This is a genomic window from Levilactobacillus andaensis (assembly GCF_016861695.1).
GTDB lineage: Bacteria > Bacillota > Bacilli > Lactobacillales > Lactobacillaceae > Levilactobacillus > Levilactobacillus andaensis.
Map to the genome: position 1 here is coordinate 1 of NZ_BOLP01000017.1, position 19,346 is coordinate 19,346.

Genomic DNA, 19,346 nt, shown 5'->3' on the forward strand with positions numbered 1-19,346 from the left:
ATACCTGAGATCTACGTCTTGGTGTATTTATTTTGTCCTAAATTCTAAGTGGCTAACTTGATTATAGAATTCGCCATTGAAAATATAGGCGATTTTTCAATAAACAGATGGTCACGGACCGCCAATAATTCAAAAATAGCCGATATTTCAATAAACAACGGGTCCAAGACCCCCACTAATCCAAAAATAGCCGAATTTTGGATTAAGAGACTACTTAAGTGCTCCAATAATCAAAAATTCGGCTATTTTTCAATAAACAGAACACATTTATGGCTATTAATCCCAAATCAGCCCAATCTCGAATTAGTCTTCCGTTTCATGTTCCTTGCGCCACTTTTTGACATAATCCAAGCGCTTCTTGAATAAGTCCTCGCGCCCCTGATCCGTCGGTTGATAATACTCGTGCCCCACGAGAGAATCCGGCAACGTCTGCATGGTCGTCAATTTATCCTTGGTGTCGTGTGCATACTGATAGTCCTTGCCATAATCCAAGTCCTTCATCAGTTTAGTTGGCGCGTTACGAATCTGTAACGGCACCGGCTCGTCACGGGTCTCTTGGACATCTTTCTTGGCAGCTAACCGGGCCTTATAAATGGCATTGGACTTCGGGGCCAGTGCCAAATAGGTCACGGCCTCCGTCAAATGAACATCACACTCTGGCATTCCCAGAAACTGGCAGGCCTGAAAGACATTCACGGCGACGTTGAGCGCGTTGGTGTCGGCCAAACCAATATCTTCACTAGCAAACCGGACCAGTCGTCGCGCAATGTACAATGGGTCTTCGCCACCCTCCAGCATCCGCGACAGCCAGTAGATAGCGGCGTCCGGATCACTGTTGCGCATCGACTTATGAAGCGCGGAAATAATGTTGTAGTGCTCCTCACCAGACTTGTCGTAGAGCACGAACTTCTCCGTGATCAACTGTTTCAAGTCGTTCATGTCGACCGTCACTTGGTCGCCCTGCTTGTCGCCATTGAGCACTGCCATTTCGAGCGTGTTCAAGGCTGTGCGGGCATCGCCATTGGCAAATTCAGCGATGGCGCGTAATTCGTCATCCCCAATTTTGACGTTTCCTTTGAAACCCTCTGGACTAGCCAACGCGTTGGTCAATAGTTGTTCGATGTCAGTGCTCTCCAAGGCCTTTAACACGAAGACCTTACACCGGGAGAGTAACGCCGAATTGATCTCGAACGAAGGATTCTCGGTAGTCGCCCCGATCAAGACGATGCTTCCCCGCTCAACATACGGCAAGAACGCATCCTGCTGGGCCTTATTGAACCGGTGGATTTCATCAACGAATACGATGGTCTTCTCGCCGACTGCGACATCGCTAGCCGCCTGTTTCATAATCTTTTTGATTTGGCTGATACTGCTGTCGACCGCACTGAACCGTAGAAATTTGGCCTGTGTCTGCCGGGCAATAATTTCAGCCAACGTTGTCTTGCCCACACCAGGCGGTCCCCAGAAAATCATCGATGAGACCTGGTCATTTTCAATTAGCTCACGGAGAATCTTGCCGGAACCCAGCAGGTGCGTCTGCCCGACGAATTCCGCTAACGTCCGTGGCCGCACCCGACTGGCTAGCGGCGTATTCTGTTGGTTTGCAAATAATGATTCTTGCTCCACGAGAATCACCGTCCTTTTATCTTTTATGATAAACTTGCGCGATGAAAAAGGCCAACGCTGGCAACCACGTTGACCTTCTTTTCTAACGACTGGCACGTTGTAACGCCGCTCGTAATTCATCATCGACAGCATAAATGTAGAGGCCATTCACCCCTCGCGTCAACAAAACGTTTAATTCATTCGGCAAGAGTTCATCGTCAACATGTCGCATGGTGCCATCCGGCATGGTCCGATTCCGCGTCGCATTAGTGTTCTCACTGGCCGTTGGGTCAAAAATAATTTTGCCATCCCGATACTTGACCGAGGGCCCAATAATGACGCCACTGTAGTTCAAATCAAATCCTTGAATCGTATACGTTGACCCAACCTCGCCCAACGTTTGATGCTGCTCAGCCCAAGCCAAATGCTTCGCTTGTCCTCGCTGGTCAGCTGCTAATGGCAATTGCAGATTCCATGGTAACGAAAAATCGCCGACCGTGACCATATCTCTGTGACCGTCCCTGAGTTTAAACGGCCAATCAAACGTTGCCAACACCCGCGATAAGCCATGCGATTCATCCTGTGCGCGGGCGACAATGGCCTGATACATCGCCTGAGGATCATCAAAAATTCGCAAATCATACTGGTCGTCTTGGGGAATTTTATCCACCACGCGCCGGTCAATCAAACTATGTAGCCAAGTCGTCGTTGCTTCACTGGCATTCATTCGTAATTGCTGTTTGAATTTAATCAGATTACCCCGTTGCGCGGCTTGGTTCTCCAACTTCTGAATCTCATTAGTTGTTAAATAACCTTCCGTTTTCAGCATCTGTTTTGCGTCAAACACCGCTACAGTCAGCTTCGCTCGCGCCATGATATCTTGTAACTGATTTTGGCCGCGATAAGACTGTTTTCCTTGTGTCCACAACAAATGGGCTTCATCGACCAATACAACATCGACCGGATCATCCGGGTCATGGTGATTGATAAACGTTGTAGGCTTGCTGACATTAGCAACCTTCATTCCTAGCTTCTCAGCAATGTTCTGATACACTTTGACCTGCTCATCGTGATTGACCAACAAGTAAATATTAGCCGTTTTGAAATCGGTATAGTTTAAGTCTTCTCCCAGTTGCCATAGCTGATAGAACAAGGTACTTAACAACACCGTTTTTCCAGACCCCGCCTCGCCCTCGACCAGAATCAGTTGCTGCGTCTCGTGAGCTCGAAAAACGGCTTTGATTCGCCGCAGAATCAGCTCGCGGGCACTGTCCTGTTCACGAGTCAACTCATGAAAGGGTGAAGCCTTAAATAGTGCCGAGTCCCGAACCACCGATTCAATCGGAAATAAATCAGGGTCAAACTGGTGTAGTTTACGCCAAATGGCAGAAAAAATTGCCCCTTTTTCATCAGCGGTATAGTATTTATTCTGTTGATTTTCACGCCGGTTATTAAGCTTCTTAACACTTTCTACACCAGACATGTACAACATCATGCTATTCTCGATATCCAGTGTCAGTGACTTATTGAAATGCGGGTGACCAATCACCAGCAATTGTGACTCTGCACTATTCGCCAAATACTGCCAATCTTGGCGGTCATGAGCATCATCGTCTAGGTGCTGGCGGGTTCGTTGCTCAATGTCGTTGGTCTCGCCAACATAGACTTGGTAAGCCCGCGGTTTTTCCTGATCATAAACAATATAAACAGTTGGATACTCTAAAAGGAGCTCAACGTGCTTGCCGCTGACCTTTTCCTTGATGTCGGCCAGTCCTTGATGACTAAACCCAACTTCCTCAATTACTGGTTTCGGTAATTTTGTCATCTAGCCGACCCCCTAATCCTGATCAAATTTCCAATGACGCTTCAAGTTGATCTCATGCTTAGCCTGAACTAACTCGTTAGGCGTTACCCCTAACTGGTCACACATGTAGTAAAGGTATGTCAGCGCGTCCGCCATCTCAAGCTTCAGGTCCGCAGTCTGCTGATCAGAAATAGTGGTCTGATTGTCCTGCCAAAGAAAAATCTCATTGACCTCTGCTGCTTCAACCGACAATGCCCGTGCCAAAGCTGGTAGCGTGTGGTATTTGCGCCACCCCCGTTGATCACGAAAGTCACGCAACTCCTGTATCACTTGTGAGTAATCCAAATCAGCCATCTGTCGACCCCTCCTGACATTCTGTTAAGCTAAATTATACCATTTTGCAAGATCCAGCAGCTGGTAAAGTTTAGTAGCATTCACGCTAAACCGGCCATTTGATTGGTACACTTAACCACCTGAATCACTGCTAGGGCAACCAGATTATCCAATCATTCAGCCCAATTGTCCCTATGATTTTGATAATAATTCCCGTACTATGAGGGTAACGCGTCACGAACAAATCTAATACTTCTGAATTCAATCCAACCTGCTTTGGAGGAACCAACCGTGCAAAAGAAAAATCATCCCTTATTAACCAGTATCATCGCTATTTTGAGCTGCCTACTTATCTTACAAACACCACTAGCCGCCCACGCCGCAGTCCAACCGTCGCAATTGAATAACCGTCAGGGGCTACTGCTAGATCTCGGCCGGCATCCCCTATCTGAACCCAGTCTTGAACGAATCATCGACGCCGCAGCGACCGCCAAATTAGACTATGTCGTTTTACACCTCAGCGACAACGAACATCTCAGCTTTCACTCGGCCTACCTTGGTAACAAGGCTTCGGCTACCGTTCTTTCACAACGTCATTTGAAAAAGCTGGTGATGTTTGCCAATGCCAAGGGTGTTCAAGTGGTCCCAGACGTGGACTTCCCGTCACATGCCGGTGCCATTTTAAAACAGTTAAAGCGCAAGCATCCCAAGACGTACCGCGCCGTTAAGCTCGACAAACAGACCATCGACTACACTAAAAAGAAATCCATCACGGTCGTCAAGAAAATCTATCATGAATTAGACGCCGCCTTTAAACACCAGCCGCACCGTGACCTAATCTTAGGTGCCGACGAAGTCCCCGGCGATGGCACTGCCCATAAATCGCTGACGACCTTCATCAACCAGATCAACCTCGACCAAAACAAGCACGGATTTACCACGACCATTTGGAATGACTCTCTGTACAAAAAAGAACTGCCCAAGTTAGACACCAATATTGTCATCAATTACTGGTCACAGTCTGGGAATCACTCAGAAGCACGCCAACTCAACTCACGTAAGGCTAAACGCGTGTCCGTGCCCGACCTAATCGCTGCCAACCGAAAAATCGTGAATGCCAACAGCTATGCCACTTACTACCAACTCAAATACATCGACAACGCTAACGACGACCGCTATTTCTTGGAATATCTACACGACCAGTATCGTCCAAACCTATTTAATGAAATTGACGTGTACGGCCAGAACCAGAATCGAACGGTGGAATCTGATGTGACAACGACCGGTACTTTAGTTAGTCTGTGGGGGCACGACTCAAAGGATGTGTCGGTGCAGACGATTGTGGACTTTGTTCGGCGGATTGAAGTACCGAAGTAGACTAACCATCAATAACACAAAGCGGGTACCACCCGAGACAATCCCAGTGGTACCCGCTTTTCCGCTTATATTCTTTCTTGTCCAAGCCGAACCAAACCTAATCCAATTTCTCCGCCGCAGCTCGCCGATTCCGCATAAAGATGCCGGCGCAGATCGCCCCAACGACCACAATGCCGGCCGATGTCAGCGTGACGGCCCGGGTACCATTAGCGTACGCCTGCCACACCGTCTGTTGAACGGCATGACCGAATGGCATCTGAGACATGCGGCTGCTGAAGGCAATGCTGTGACCGGAAAATGGTCCCGCACTGACCAACGCCTTATGAATCCCCGTGGCCGCTGCCTTTGGCATGTTGATTTGACCAAAGTGAGCCGTCAGGTACTTTTCGTAGACGTTGTTTTGGACCAATCCCAGGCTCACGATTCCCAGTGTCACCCCGATTTGCCGGAAGACGTTGATCAGCCCGGAGGCCATCCCCATCTCGCTCACCGGCACGCCTTCCATCCCGGTACTATTCAGGAGTGGATTGACCATCCCATTGGTAATCCCCATCAGGATCATCCCCGGCCACAATTCGGCGAAGGAAACCTTTACCGTCATCGCGTTGGCCAACATGAGAAACCCAATTCCGCCCAGGAACAGACTGCCGCTGATCATCCATTTTTTCGAATAACGATTGCCTAAATATCCTGTCAGCGGCCCTAAAATTAAGGACCAGATGCTAATCGTCAATTGACGCACCCCGGCCTGCAGCGCCGAGTAGCCCATGTAGTTTTGCATCAAAGCCGTCAAGTAAGTGTTGTAGGAATAAATCCCGGCCCCCAGCGCCAAGGCCACAATGACCGTACCGACAAAATGGGGATTCTTGAACATTTCCAAATTGACCATCGGTTGTTTCAGCTTGCTCTCAACCACGATGAAGAGAACAAACAACAGAATGGCCGCGCCAAACCAGCCCAGCATTTGCGGACTCGTCCAGCTCCAATTTAGATGATTTTCCTTTAAAATCAAGCCGTAGATCAGGGCAAATAAACTCCCCGCCGACAGCGTCATCCCGGCAAAATCGATCTTATGATTTCGACTCAGGTCTGGTACTTCGTCAACATAAATCATGGTTAAAATAATAGCAATGATCCCAATTGGAATGTTAACGTAGAAAATCGACCGCCAGCCGAATTGGGCCACCAAGTAACCGCCGACCAGGGGACCGGACGCCGATGACAACCCAATAACGGAACCTAAAATACCGAGCGCCACGCCCCGTTTGCTCCCCTTGAAGCTAACGGCAACTAGTGCCATGGCTAGGGCATTCATCCCCGCACCACCTAACGCTTGCACGCCCCGCCCAATGTCTAAGATCAGCAGGTTCGGCGCCATCCCATTAACGGCCGATGCCAAGACAAAGACAGCCAGCGACAGCACAAAAATGTGCTTCAAGCCATACATATCACCAATCTTCGACACAATCAGTAACGTAACTCCCAGTACCAGTGAGTAGGCGTTCAAAACCCACTGCACATTATTAAATGATTCATTGAAATCGCGGACCATCGTCGGCAGCGCCACGTTAACAATCGTAACGTCCAGTAAGGCCATGAAGACCCCTAGAGAAAGGGCCGCCAGCCCAATCCAATTTCGAGATGACTTAGTCATTTTGTTGATTTCCTCCATTTACTTCAGCGGGTCCTAAATTAGCTAACTGCTGATTCGTCCATTTTACTTTCGTTTCGCCCTCCGCAATCTGGAGTTCCAGAGTGCGAATCCCCCATTCCAAGCCACTAACGCGATCTGGTGCCGCCGTTTCTAGCTTCTTTTGCAGATGGAGGTAAATCCGTTGATACACTTCAAGATCCGTGATAACGGCCGCCTTATATTCGTTGAGGATCTGCAGTTGAACGGCCAAGGGTTCATTTCCCATCCCTTTAAATTTGAACCGATAGATTGATTCGCGCTTCGCATCCATCGCGACCGGTGCCACTAACATCTCGTGCAAGTGCGCCCGTCCCTGGGGGGTAATCTGCGCCAACCGCTTCCCCCGCGTGTCCGCCTTCGCCGGCACAAAGACAATATCGTCAGCGGCTGCCAGCTTATTTAAGATTGGGTACATCACGCCATTTGAAATTTTTCGGCGCGGGACCAATATGCTTTCAAGGACCCGTCCTAGCTTATAGCCGGACATATCCCGTGACATCAAAGCACCTAATATTAACAATTCGTACATGTTCTGCCTCCAAATAGATAGGTCGTAACGACTTATTAAGTATAGGTCTTTTCGACTGGTTGTCAACGCTGAATTTCCGGAAGCGCTGCCAACCCCAAGAGCCGGCACATCGCGTTCTAACGGCCAACATATTCATTGTCGGGATCAAACCCAGCCGCTACTTTTAGTCAAAAAAAGGACGCCCAAGTTAAATGGCGTCCAATCCATATAAGTTAGCCTAATCCAACAGACAATCTACATGCTCATTTATTTCAAATCTCGCACAAGCTGCCGACTACGACTTCCCTGAAGGACCAGGGCCGCCAGCAAACTAAGCCCAGCAATCAACGTAATGATCAACAACTGGTCATGATAGCTCGTTGAAAAGTCATGCACACCACTGGTAAGGGCCACGACGACCGAAATACCAACCGATTGCCCAAACTGATGGACCGTATTGACGACCCCGGAGGCAGCCCCAGCTATTTCAGGATCAGTATTCGCAACCCCCTCTGCCGTCAGCGGGCTCAGCACTAGTCCTTGGCCAACGCCAAAAATCACCATTGGCACGGCAACGGCAACCCAGTAGCCACGATTCATACCTATAATCGCGGTCATCAAGATGCCCCCAACAACCAGCAGGTCGGCAATAACGATCAACCGGGCATTACCGATTTTGCTAGATAGCCTTGAAACCTGGAGTGCGCCAATCAGTTGAGGAATGGTTACCGGTAAAAATGCCAGACCGGTTAAAAACGGCGTAAAACCATAAATCCTTTGCAGCGCCTGTGTCGTGACAAAAAAGTAGGCAAACGCGGCACCAATAAAGAAGAATCGCGCGACATACGCACTGTTCCGTTGGCCATCGGCAAATAGCCGCAACGGCATAATCGGACTTTTAACCACGCGTTCAGCGTAAACGAACAGTCCCAAAGCAATGATGCCAACGACTAAAGCCAGCAGCTGATGGCTAGTCCCATCGATGCTGTAAACCAAGGCGGATAACCCTAGAACTGACAATAACGTGCCCACAACATCAAGCCGATTGCCGCTTTTGCCCGCACCGTCATCAACAAACCGGATTGTTAGGATAAACATCAATAACCCAACCGGTACGTTTAAGAAGAAACCGTAACGCCACGAGAAAACACTCGTAATCACGCCGCCAAGGACCATTCCTAGACTCGCGCCGATCCCGGCCGTTGCCCCATAGGCCGCAATCGCCCGCGAACGCATCGTACCGTGGTAATTATCTAGCAGGAGCGCCAGCGTGGTGGGCGCCAGAATAGCAGAACCAACACCTTGAAGCGCCCGCATTGAGATAATCATTGCCGCACTGGTGGAAATTCCCACCATCAATGACCCTAAGGAAAATACCAAGAGACCAATCAAGAAGACCCGCTTACGGCCATACACGTCACCGATACGGCCGCCGAACAATTGAAAGCCGCCAAAGGTCAAGGTGTAGGCACTGCTAACCCAGGCCAACGTTTGCGAATTCAAGTGAAGGTCTGTGGCAATTTTGACGGTACTCGTAAAAATAATCGAGTTATCCAAAAGAATCATGACGTAGCTTAATAAAATAATCGGTAGAACAATGCCAAATTTTTCGTTTTTTTGATTCATGGCAAACCCCTATCCTAATCATCAGTTTGAGTCGTTTGACCACCCTATTGCGGGAAAATGCTTGGCCATTTCTCTTGTTTTCATAAGTCCAATCAAGCATAAAGGGTAGCTGACCATTTGAAAATTACCAAATTGGCAAGCCACCTTACGTTTAACGTATACTAAGACCTAAAACGCACTGCTAACTAGGTCATCGCCGACAACAAAAAAACTGACATTCCAGGAATTTTCCCAGAACATCAGCTCAACTTACTATTCTATTGCGCCCCCCGAGAGTCGAACTCGGATCATGAGGACCGAAATCTCATGTGCTATCCATTACACTAAGGGCGCACAACACCTTTATTTTAGTCCTAAATTAGTCCAGTGACCAACTATTTTATCGGCCCCCGGCAGCCCGGATGGCTTCTTGCTCCAAATATTCCTCCGTGGCGTCCGAATTCTTGCGGAAGTCTGCGATAAACGTTTCTCCCTTTGGCTTGACCGTGGCCATCAAATCCCCATTGATGTCCGTGACCGTTAACGTTTCGTCTTGCCACTTGGCGGTATCGTAGTGGCCATCCTCAATTTGGTCCAATAAGTTTTGGAAGATATCGAGCACGGCTTGGCGAATAATGACGTCCTCCGTGACCGTTTCTCCCTGTTGCTTCAATTGTAGCTGGCGCATCTGCACTTCATCCATATCAGTCGGTACTTGAATAAACACGGCGGTGCCTCCCATAATTAGTTTTACTGCTATTCTATCACTTCCTACTAAAGAAACGAGTCAAAGCATTATCGTTCCACACAATCTGGTGTAAACTAGGGGTAAGTTAAGCAATTACGATTAAGGAGGCGGCTCATGGAAGACTCGATACTCGACTTTACCACGAATCTGGCCATCCTCCACCGCCAATTTCAGCGGGCAATGAACCAGATTCTGGAAGCCGACAAAATGCCAGTCAATATCACCGAATTTTATTTGTTAGTCCTCATCTCAGAAACTAGTCATCTCAACCAACGGCGGGCGGCCTGGACCATGGCCGTCGATGAAGGCCTCATGGCGCGGATGGTCCAACACCTGGTCAAGCTGTCGCTCCTACAAAAGGAGACCGACCCTACCGACCGACGTAACCGGCGGCTCAAATTAACTGCGGATGGTAAGGAACTGGTAAAACAGGCCATTGCCGTCCTCCACGACTGGTGGCAACAGGCCACACCAACCGACAGCAATTTCGATTACGCCACCATTACCGCTCAGCTCCAGTTGCTCTCCAGTCGTGTCTTGGAAGTCGACGACCGGCAATCAGAGAGCCACTAGCCGCGTTTTTTCCCAGAAGGAGGGATTTTTGATGAGTAAAGCCATTACTATTGCTGAAGCCCAACGCTACGATGCCCACACGATCAATGAAATCGGCATCCCCGCACTCGTCCTGATGGAACGCGCGGCCCTGGCAACCTTCAATAACATCTTAAACGACGATTTCGACCTCAGCCGAATCGTCGTGGTCGCTGCCACCGGGAATAACGGTGGTGACGGTATCGCCGTTGCCCGTCTGCTCAAGATTCGCGGCCTCAACGTTGAGATCTACCTCTTAGGCAATCCCGACAACGCCACGCCACAGACCAAGCAACAGCTCAAGATCGCCGATTACTACAGCATTCCGCGGATCACCGACCTCAACCGTATCGTCAACGCCACGTTGATCGTCGACGCCATCTTCGGGGTCGGCCTATCCCGGCTGGTCACTGGTAAATTTGCCGATGCCATCAACGCCATTAACGCGGCCGATGCCAAGACCGTCGCCATCGACGTGCCATCCGGCATTAACGCCGACACTGGCGACGTTCTTGGCGTTGCCGTTGTTGCCGACAGTACCACCACCATGGCCTACAACAAGGTCGGTCTTTTAACGACTAGTGGTAAGCAACACAGTGGCACCATTCATGTCGCCGACATCGGTATTTACGCTCAGGACCGGCTGGAGCATGCGCGCTAGAACAAGTTTGCTAGCCCACCGTACCAACCAGACGTTAAATGCCCTGGTCGTTAACCATTTCCTGTAAAATAGACGGTACGGAAGTGGAGTGACTTTCGTGTTTCCCGACTAAAACAAGCGCCCAACCCTTTGATCGGTTGGACGTTTTTTGTGTTTAAAATCAGGTTGGTTAAACTTTGACGCACTGCGGCTGCCAGGGATTCCGCCTGCTGTGGGGACGCTCCGGACTGAGGGGCGGTCCTCCGACTCGCTTTGGAGCCACGAAAAACACGTGTCTCCAAAGTCGCCCATCCTGTTAGCTAGCCAACGGCCAGCTAACAGGATTACCACGGCTGGCTGCATCCCTGGCCGCCTCCGGCTTAGATTGAGCATTCTCACAACACGTGTTGAGTTCCTGAAAACAATTTAACTTGTTTGTCCACCGTTCACTGATTTATAAGATGAATCAGTATGTCAGCTAGTAGATTTGGTCACCGCACTTACCTTACTACGGGTAGCCTCCAATTGCTTGTTACCGCTATAACTAGTAGACGTCAAAATTTCACTAGCTGTCCAACGGAAAACAATAACCAGTCTGCCATCACAACCCTACAGTTGCCACAAAACCACCACGTAAGCCGAGAGGTCGCCAGATATGGGCCCCGGCGCGTCGTTCTACTTAGCTAGTGGGTGACTTTCCCACTGGCTTAGTAGAAAACCAAGCTTGAAGACTCGGCACTTTCGAGGCTTCAAGTTGTGTTCGCACCGTTCCGGCCCATATCTGGCGGCCGGTAAGGCGACCGCCACATCATTGTCGCCACTCCGTAAATTTTGTCGTTTATTTCCAGCCGAACTGAGCCCTTTCACAAGCTTTTCTGAACGATACCCGGTATACTGACCCTAACAACTACAGGAGGTGCCCCATGTCATCAATCGAAACTGGCTTTACCAACGTCCAAGCGCTGGACCCCAGCATCCTTGTCGACCTGCGCTACGCCACCCCGGACAACTTTACCCATCACGTGATTTACGACTTCACCACTGCAATTGCACGGACTGGCACGGCTAAAAAATTAGCGGCGGCCAGCGCTGCGCTGCGTGAACAGGGTTACCGCTTAAAGATTTGGGACGCCTATCGCCCCGTATCCGCTCAGGAACGCCTTTATGCTGTTTATCCCGATCCTTCGTTCGTGGCTAAGCCCAACCCCAATTTTTCACATCAAAAAGGGGTGACCTTCGACCTCACACTCTGTGATGCCGAAGGGAACGAACTGGAAATGCAAACACCTTTCGACGACTTCACGACCGCCGCACATCGCGACCAGCCGCGGACGCCATTACAGGACAAGCACTACCAGATTTTGGATCAAGCCATGCGCGATGCCGGCTTCTTCGGCTACGAAAACGAATGGTGGGACTACCGCGATGCGCAAATGGACGACTACGGCCCGGCCGCGGCCAATCCCAATGATTTCTAAGGTTAGTTGTGTACTGCACCACGTTAGTCACTCCCCCGAGTACGACGAAAAAAAGTGAGCCTGAGAACAACTCTCGGACTCACTTTTTGTATTCATTTATTGGTCTAACATAAACGAGTGATCCGGAATCCGAATCAACGTAAAGCGATCCGCTAACCGACCCGCGTGCAGCCCTAGACCGTTCACGAACGACTTCTTATAGGTCGTCTCGATGACGCCAACCCACGCTTTTTGGTGGCGCTGATCGTACTTCGTCACCTTTTTGGCATCCCATTTATAAGCGGATGCCGGCAAGTTGATGGCTTTCTTCCCGTCCGATACGGTGGCGTCCGTACTGCTGACCTGGTATTTCTCACCCTCAGTCAGGTATGTATACGTCTGAATCGGCTTGTTGCCCTTGCTGTTGTTGACCGTCACGTAATAGGACGAGCCGTTGCCATCCCCCGTGTTGATGACCAACGGTTCGTAACGCGTCGTTTGACTGACCCGGTCGCCTAAATGGTTCACGTTTTGGAAAAAGGTCGTGTAGCTCATGCCGCCAAAGACCAGGAGCCACGCCACAAGTTCAATCGTCGAAATGGTAAAGTTGCGCCACGAAAAACTGTGGTGTTCCTTAACGATTAGCTGAATCCGGCGAACACGCATATCGTGCACCATCCAGACCAGCGCGATGAGGACGAGCAGCCAAATGCCCATCCCCACCAAATTCCAAGTTGATTTCATTTTCCCAATTCCCTTCCAATAGTTAAAAACACAATTCGGGTATTTCACTTCTTTACTAGCTTACGAGATTCGCCCCGGGAATACAAGCCACTGTCTCGGTCAATTTACGTTATACTAAACCTAATATGAAGAAAAAAGAAGGAATCCCTTGTGTGTACTAGTCTAACCTATACCTCCGTTGCGAACCACCATTTTTTTGCGCGCACCATGGATTTTCCCACGACCACCCCTTGGCGGCCAGTCTTTTTACCGCGCAACTACCAGTGGCAAACGGCGCTGAACACCACGCGGACCACGCGTTATGCGATTCTCGGTGGTGGTCGACCGGCCGTTGATTTCTCCGCCTACCTCATGGCTGACGGCATGAATGAAAGCGGTATCACCTGTGCTGAACTCTATCTGCCCGGGGCCGTCGATTACGCCGATGATCCGGTTGACGGTCAAATCAACCTGACACCGCAGGACTTCATCAACTGGGTGCTGGGCGAACACGCCACGCTCGCTGAAATCGTTGCTGACCTGCCACGGGTGACCCTGGTCAGTCGCAAATGGGGTCAGGATCGCTACGTCTACCCCTTCCACTGGATTTTAAGTGACCGCAGTGGGCAAACGTTGGTCATCGAGCCCACCGGCGGCCCCCTGACCGCCCAGCGCAATCCCGCTGACGTGCTGACCAATACGCCGGTGCTGGGGACCCACCTCAAGAATCTCAATGACTTTCTCGGCGTTGCAGGCTCAGAGTTTACCGGTGAGACCGTGACTGCCGCCCGAGACTACCTGGCGAGTGGTGCTCCCCTGCCGACCGGGACCGTGCCAACACGGCGCTTCATTAGTACCGCGATTCGCCGTTGGGGTGCTTTCCCAATGGCCGCGACGGATGAAACAGTGACCGGTATTTTCCACTGGTTAGCCGAAGTTATCCTGCCCTACGACGCAACGCGACGCCATCAAGGCAACCATAACTACACCCATTACCGGGCCGTCATCGACTTGGACACTTTAACTTACAATTTTATTCCGCGCACGACAGGCCGTTTGCAACAAATCACATTAACGGCTGAAATGGCGGCCCACCGGCGTTTCCCACACACTTATTCAGCCGATTAACTGTAAATGTTGCAAAGCTTAACTTCACCTTTAATCCGATTGATATTGGTTTGAGACATTTCTGTAACAACTCCCTGATAGTATTAAACACATCGAAAGATATTCAATACTAAAAACAAATTTGAAATTAAGGGAGTTTATTTACATTTATGAAGACGACGTTTACGAACATTATTTTAACTTTACTGGCCACTGTTGCTTTTGCTGTTGCAGGTTTTGAAATCATGCAACCCACTGATGCTAATGCCGCAGCCATGTCCTACAGCAAGATCCACAAGGTCGCTAAGGCTCAACTTGGCAAACCTTACGGCTGGGGCTCAACTGGTCCTTCTAGCTTTGACTGCTCTGGTTTTACCAGCTACGTTTACAAGAAGGGTGCTTCTAAGAGTATTCCCCGGACTGCCCAAGCCCAATACAACAAGTACAAGCATGTGAGCTACAAGAACATCAAGAAGGGCGACCTGGTCTTCTTTGGTGGCTCTAAGCACTCCATCTCCCACGTCGGCTTATACGTCGGTAACGGTCGGATGATCGATTCACAAAACCGTGGTGTTGTGACGGAAGCCGTTCACGCCCCATGGTGGCACGCGGTTGGTTACGCTCGTGTCGGTTCCGTTGAATAGTTAGAATTCAAAAACAGTTCCAACCTTCATAAATGAAATAAACTGTGCCCCCGTCGTACGTCGCGACGGGGGCTTTTTGGTAGAGCGTGGAACGAGGCGTTTAGGTCCTGAGCATTAACGTCAATCAGCGCCGAGCCGGTGAAACCGGTTTGGTGCTGATTGGGGTTAAGCGCAGGGACCTGCCTCGTGGAACGCGTTTCAGAAGCCGCAGGTGTTCGCCATTGTTCCGCGGGACACGACTTAACGAACCAACCCACCTCGTCAGCCATCCCCTCCCAAAAATATAAAAGGTGCCACCGCCAAAACGACAGTGACACCTCCCCTACGTTCTCAGTGAAACATTGAACTAAAAATCGCCGCCAAAGGAACCAATAACCACCAATACCCGGCGAAGAATTCCCAGAAGTTCATCGGATGGCGACGCATCTCATCATTCGTCGGTCGGCGTTCCGTCACCCGATCAGCGTCGTTCACCGTAGCTTCTACCCGCTCGCCCCCAACCAACTCATTCAAATCAACCTCAAATATATTTGCTAAGCTCACCAGCGTATTCAGATCCGGTGACGTTTCTCCTTGCTCCCACTTTGAAATCGATTGGCGGGTCACAAATAGCTGACTTGCCAACTGTTCCTGTGACAAGTTTCTCTGCCGGCGTAATTTAACCAGCTGCTGTTTAAACAAATTCTCCATGCGTCTTCCCTCCCTTATGTTTGACCCTATCATACCCACTCCCTCAGATGCTGACTAGCAAACAACTGTTCCAAGCCGCACTTTGCCCGGGCTAGTTGCGCCCGTCACTGTTGCAGAACGGGTTGCGAATCCCGGTAAATCAATATTATCAGCTTTAGCACCAAAAAACGACCACCACAAGATCAAGGGGTGGTCGTTTTACAATTGAACTTAATTTTCATCCTTTTCTGGCTGCACAGATGGATGCGCCGTAAACCATTCCGTCATGTCATCGAGCCGTTGAATCCGCAGGCTTGGCAACCCATTGCGGGACACGCCATGAAAACTCTGCGGGTAACGAATAAAGTCGGCGTCGACCCCGTTGCGTTTGACCGCCGTGAAGTATTCCTCGGACTGACTGATGGGGCAACGCATATCCCACTCGCCATGCAGCAAGCGGACCGGCGTCGTCACGTTTTGCGCGTAGGCAATTGGCGACTGTTTCCAATATGAGGCCACGCCCCCCTTGTCGAAGAGGTCCGTGCCCAGTTCGACCGGATTAAAGTAAAAGCCGATGTCGCTGGTCCCAAACAAACTGATCCAGTTGGTCACCGACCGTTGTGACACGGCCGCGGCGAAGCGGTGCGTATGCCCAATCGTCCAGAGCGTCATGAACCCACCGTACGACCCGCCGGCGATGTATTGGCGCTTAGGGTCCAGGGCCGGATAGGTCTCTAATGCCGCGTCGAGCCCGCTCATCACATCGTGGTAGTCGTTCTCGCCGTAATGACCGTTCACGTCATTTTCATACGCCTGACCATAACTGGTCGACCCGCGCGGATTGAAGAAGACGACGCCAAACCCACGACTGGCGTGGACTTGAAATTCATAGAAGAAGGTCTCACCGTAGTTGGCGTGCGGGCCACCGTGAACATACAGGAGAACCGGTTGCGTTGCCGCCTGCGTTTGCGCCGGTAAATACCAGCCTTCTAACGGTTGGCCATCGGCGGCTTGGTACTCGAAATGCTGTGGGTGGGCGAACTCATGCGTGCCCTCGTATGCGGCGTTCGGGTCATAGATGACCCTTTCTTGGCCACTCACCAGGTCTAACTTCACCAGCTCACTCGGCTTATCCTGATAGGAAACGGCGAGGATCACGTGTTCCGCGTCAACCACATCAAAATCAACAATCTGGCGGGCCGTATTGTCGACCAATTTCACGCCGTCATCCCCGGCCACGTACAACTGGCTGTGGGCATGGAAAGCCGCGGCAAACACGATGTGGTCGGCATCCAACCACCGGGCTAATTTACCCTCTGGCTGCTGCACGAAGTCCCCGGCAAAGTCCGGGACCAAGTCCGCCTGCAGGTCCGGCGTCAAATTCGACAGCTCGCCGGTCTCGCGGTTGACCACGTATAGGTTAGATACCGTCTGCTCACCGAATTCACCATCGTTACCGACTAAGGCGAGCTGAAGACCGTCTGGAGAAAAGCTGGCGTCACTGAAGCGACCAGCGGGTAGCGTCGCCGTCAAATCAACGACATCCCCGGTCGCCACGTCGACGCAGTAGACACCATGCGCAAAGTCACGGTCATTTCCCGGATGGTCATCCTGTAAGATGGCCACGAACCGACCGTCAGCGCTCACGGACGTTAAACTAAAATCATTGGCCTGTTGGAACAACTCCTCAACCACGCCGGTTGCTGGCACGAAGCGCCGTAATCGGTACGTCACGTCCAGCGGTAACCAGCCATAGCCGTCCGCCTTGTTGATCAGGCGCTCCACGTGACGCGTCTGCGGAAAGGCTTGCGGACTCGGCAACTTGGGCTGTTCGGCCGTTTCGGTCGTCTTGAAGAAGACACTGGTGCCATCGGCCGTCGCCAACACCGTGTTAACGGCTTCGGCTGGCGTGGTGGTCGTCACTAACTGGGGCTCGCCACCGGTGATGGGCACTTGAAAGAGCTGCGCCTTGGCATCGCCAACATTGGCCGCAAAGAAGACTTGGTCCCCCACCACGGCGGGTTGGACGTTTAACTTGCCATTGACCGCAACGACCTGTTGATGGCCGGCGTCGTCAACGCGATTGAGTTGCGCGCGATAACCATTGCTGGCCTGATCCACACTATTTTCAACGAAGACATACGATTGACCTGCTGCTAACGGTTGCGACACTGATTTTAATTTAAAAAGATCCTGGGCACTGACACTTTGTGGCATACACATCGCTCCTCAGCTTAATTTCTCATTATATTCTCATTTGATTGTTTTTCATGTTAGCCTAGTCGCCAACCGATGTCAATTCCCAAGCTGAGTTTGCCCCAAAATTAGTTCGATTGCTCGTCCTCCGCCAGCCAGGGGCGAACAAAGCATGGTAGACTAAACACAACTATAAGATAAGGAGTGATTTTGCTATGAAAATTGCAATTGCGGGTGCTGGCGCCATGGGGTGTCGCTTTGGCGTGAAGTTACAGAATGCCGGCAACGACGTGACCTTGATCGATAACTGGACCGACCACGTGGCGGCCATCAATACGACCGGCCTCATCGTCACCACCGACGATGGCACCGATCACGTGACGGCCATGACCGCCGCGGCCCCACAGGACGTGACCGACCACTTTGACCTCATCATTCTCTTCACCAAGGCCATGCAGATGGACCACATGCTGACGGAACTGGGCGACGTCTTGAGCAATCAGCCAGTCGTGTTGACCCTCGCCAACGGTATCGGCAACATCGAAACGATTGAAAAACACGTGCCGAAGAACCGCGTCGTGGCGGGAACCACCATCTGGTCCTCCAGTCTCACCGGCCCCGGCCATATTACGGTCACGGGGACCGGCAGTATTTCACTTCAGGCCATCGTGCCAGACGAGTTCCCGGACTTGCCAGCTGTGCTGAACACCTTTAATGACGCGGGTCTCAACGCTAGCGTGGCCGAAGACGTGTTGGCCGCTATCTGGAAAAAGGCCGGCCTCAATAGTGTCTTGAACACCTACTGCACCCTGTTTGACTGCAATATCGGTGAGTTCGGCGCCTTGCCTAACTGGCGGACGCTCAACGATGCCGTGCTCGATGAATTTCAAGCCGTCGCCGATGCCGCTAAAATTAGTTTCGATGCGCAGGCCGTGACCGAGCTCATCGCCGCACAATTCGACCCAACGACCAACGGCGGTCACTATCCGTCGATGCATCAGGATATGGCCAAGCGCCGGCCAACCGAAGTGGATTTTCTGAACGGTTACGTGGCGAAATTAGGTGCCCAACTTAACGTTCCTGCCCCCATCAATGCTAACCTCGCTCAGCAGATCCACGCTAAGGAAAGCCTGTTGGGTATCTAACGGAAAATCCGTTGCACCACGCTCTGTGGTTTTACTACTATATGTAGAAAAAGTGTCTTTTACTCCCCAATATCTAGTTGTAATTTCCGCCCGTTCATCGTAACATAGACTTATACTCATTTTGACTGAACGTAGAAATTAATTAGATTTACGTTCCAAAAGGCTTGGAGGGCTAGAGACGATGGACGTTTTAAGAAGATCACAGACCACGATGCATCCCGGCGGACTAACCGTGGAAAACTTAGCTGGGGAGCACGCTCCGTTTAACTCGCGTAAGATTCACGCGGCGTTAACGGCGCTCACCAACGACCCCACAGTCGTCCACCGTGTTGAAAGCCTGATTGTTGCCCAGCTCGCAGGCTTTGACATCGTTGCGACTGGCACAATCGAAGCGACCGTGGTGGAGACGCTGGAACAACTTGGCTACCAAAATATGGCCAACAACTATCAGAAGCAACAACACGCTTAGTGGGCTTTTGTAATTTATGACGAGATGAAAAA

18 protein-coding genes and 1 tRNA gene are annotated in these 19,346 nt (G+C 50.8%); 8 read left to right on the plus strand and 11 right to left on the minus strand.

Features of this window, described 5'->3' with window-relative positions; translation table 11 throughout:
* Positions 1-303 precede the first annotated feature (303 nt).
* The 3 genes from JUF10_RS11395 to JUF10_RS11405 form a co-directional block, all read right to left on the minus strand.
* Positions 304-1,626 (minus strand): replication-associated recombination protein A, encoded by a 1,323-nt coding sequence (locus JUF10_RS11395; RefSeq protein ID WP_203642379.1) that lies wholly within the window; start codon positions 1,624-1,626, stop codon positions 304-306.
* A gap of 82 nt (positions 1,627-1,708) precedes the next feature.
* Complete coding sequence (locus tag JUF10_RS11400) at positions 1,709-3,430, minus strand: DUF2075 domain-containing protein (protein WP_203642381.1); 1,722 nt, start codon at positions 3,428-3,430, stop codon at positions 1,709-1,711.
* A gap of 12 nt (positions 3,431-3,442) precedes the next feature.
* Complete coding sequence (locus tag JUF10_RS11405; protein WP_236008219.1) at positions 3,443-3,763, minus strand: nucleotide pyrophosphohydrolase; 321 nt, start codon at positions 3,761-3,763, stop codon at positions 3,443-3,445.
* Between the two features lie 270 nt (positions 3,764-4,033).
* Here JUF10_RS11405 and JUF10_RS11410 point away from each other — a divergent pair, with 270 nt between their 5' ends.
* Positions 4,034-5,119 (plus strand): family 20 glycosylhydrolase, encoded by a 1,086-nt coding sequence (locus JUF10_RS11410; RefSeq protein WP_236008221.1) that lies wholly within the window; start codon positions 4,034-4,036, stop codon positions 5,117-5,119.
* Between the two features lie 97 nt (positions 5,120-5,216).
* On the opposite strand, the gene JUF10_RS11415 is transcribed toward JUF10_RS11410, so the two are convergent.
* From JUF10_RS11415 to JUF10_RS11435, 5 genes are all read right to left on the minus strand, one after another.
* A complete protein-coding gene (locus tag JUF10_RS11415; RefSeq protein WP_203642382.1) occupies positions 5,217-6,773 on the minus strand; it encodes an MFS transporter in 1,557 nt (518 codons plus the stop codon).
* The gene (locus tag JUF10_RS11420) at positions 6,766-7,341 is read right to left on the minus strand and encodes a helix-turn-helix transcriptional regulator (RefSeq protein WP_203642384.1); all 576 of its coding nucleotides are present in this window, start codon (positions 7,339-7,341) and stop codon (positions 6,766-6,768) included. The genes JUF10_RS11415 and JUF10_RS11420 overlap by 8 nt, the downstream gene beginning before the upstream one ends.
* Before the next feature lie 246 nt (positions 7,342-7,587).
* Positions 7,588-8,946, minus strand: a complete 1,359-nt coding sequence (locus tag JUF10_RS11425) for an MFS transporter (protein WP_203642386.1) — start codon at positions 8,944-8,946, stop codon at positions 7,588-7,590.
* A gap of 261 nt (positions 8,947-9,207) precedes the next feature.
* A tRNA-Arg gene (locus JUF10_RS11430) sits at positions 9,208-9,279 on the minus strand.
* 46 nt (positions 9,280-9,325) lie between these two features.
* On the minus strand, positions 9,326-9,652 hold the full coding sequence (locus JUF10_RS11435; RefSeq protein WP_203642388.1) for a hypothetical protein: 327 nt from the start codon (positions 9,650-9,652) through the stop codon (positions 9,326-9,328).
* A gap of 135 nt (positions 9,653-9,787) precedes the next feature.
* Between JUF10_RS11435 and JUF10_RS11440 the strand changes: the two genes are divergently transcribed.
* The 3 genes from JUF10_RS11440 (at position 9,788) to JUF10_RS11450 (ending at position 12,382) form a co-directional block, all read left to right on the plus strand.
* Positions 9,788-10,246: a MarR family winged helix-turn-helix transcriptional regulator gene (locus JUF10_RS11440; RefSeq protein ID WP_203642390.1), complete on the plus strand. Its 459-nt coding sequence runs from the start codon at positions 9,788-9,790 to the stop codon at positions 10,244-10,246.
* Positions 10,247-10,274: 28 nt separating this feature from the next.
* On the plus strand, positions 10,275-10,925 hold the full coding sequence (locus JUF10_RS11445) for an NAD(P)H-hydrate epimerase (RefSeq protein WP_203642392.1): 651 nt from the start codon (positions 10,275-10,277) through the stop codon (positions 10,923-10,925).
* A gap of 902 nt (positions 10,926-11,827) precedes the next feature.
* On the plus strand, positions 11,828-12,382 hold the full coding sequence (locus JUF10_RS11450; RefSeq protein ID WP_203642394.1) for a M15 family metallopeptidase: 555 nt from the start codon (positions 11,828-11,830) through the stop codon (positions 12,380-12,382).
* 96 nt (positions 12,383-12,478) lie between these two features.
* Here the strand turns inward: JUF10_RS11450 and JUF10_RS11455 are convergent, their stop codons facing one another.
* Positions 12,479-13,105: an LVIS_2131 family protein gene (locus JUF10_RS11455; RefSeq protein ID WP_203642404.1), complete on the minus strand. Its 627-nt coding sequence runs from the start codon at positions 13,103-13,105 to the stop codon at positions 12,479-12,481.
* A 150-nt stretch (positions 13,106-13,255) separates the two neighbouring features.
* Here JUF10_RS11455 and JUF10_RS11460 point away from each other — a divergent pair, with 150 nt between their 5' ends.
* Both JUF10_RS11460 and JUF10_RS11465 read left to right on the plus strand, forming a co-directional pair.
* The gene (locus JUF10_RS11460; RefSeq protein WP_203642406.1) at positions 13,256-14,212 is read left to right on the plus strand and encodes a linear amide C-N hydrolase; all 957 of its coding nucleotides are present in this window, start codon (positions 13,256-13,258) and stop codon (positions 14,210-14,212) included.
* 149 nt (positions 14,213-14,361) lie between these two features.
* The gene (locus tag JUF10_RS11465; protein ID WP_203642408.1) at positions 14,362-14,835 is read left to right on the plus strand and encodes a C40 family peptidase; all 474 of its coding nucleotides are present in this window, start codon (positions 14,362-14,364) and stop codon (positions 14,833-14,835) included.
* A gap of 330 nt (positions 14,836-15,165) precedes the next feature.
* On the opposite strand, the gene JUF10_RS11470 is transcribed toward JUF10_RS11465, so the two are convergent.
* Complete coding sequence (locus JUF10_RS11470; protein WP_203642410.1) at positions 15,166-15,525, minus strand: helix-turn-helix domain-containing protein; 360 nt, start codon at positions 15,523-15,525, stop codon at positions 15,166-15,168.
* A gap of 210 nt (positions 15,526-15,735) precedes the next feature.
* Positions 15,736-17,721, minus strand: a complete 1,986-nt coding sequence (locus tag JUF10_RS11475) for a S9 family peptidase (RefSeq protein ID WP_203642412.1) — start codon at positions 17,719-17,721, stop codon at positions 15,736-15,738.
* Positions 17,722-17,915: 194 nt separating this feature from the next.
* On the opposite strand from JUF10_RS11475, the gene JUF10_RS11480 reads away from it, so the two are divergent.
* Together JUF10_RS11480 and JUF10_RS11485 are read left to right on the plus strand one after the other, a co-directional pair.
* Positions 17,916-18,845 carry an oxidoreductase gene (locus JUF10_RS11480; RefSeq protein ID WP_203642414.1) on the plus strand — a complete coding sequence of 310 codons (930 nt, stop codon included), beginning with the start codon at positions 17,916-17,918 and terminating at the stop codon, positions 18,843-18,845.
* 181 nt (positions 18,846-19,026) lie between these two features.
* Positions 19,027-19,314 carry a hypothetical protein gene (locus JUF10_RS11485; RefSeq protein WP_203642416.1) on the plus strand — a complete coding sequence of 96 codons (288 nt, stop codon included), beginning with the start codon at positions 19,027-19,029 and terminating at the stop codon, positions 19,312-19,314.
* Positions 19,315-19,346: the final 32 nt, after the last annotated feature.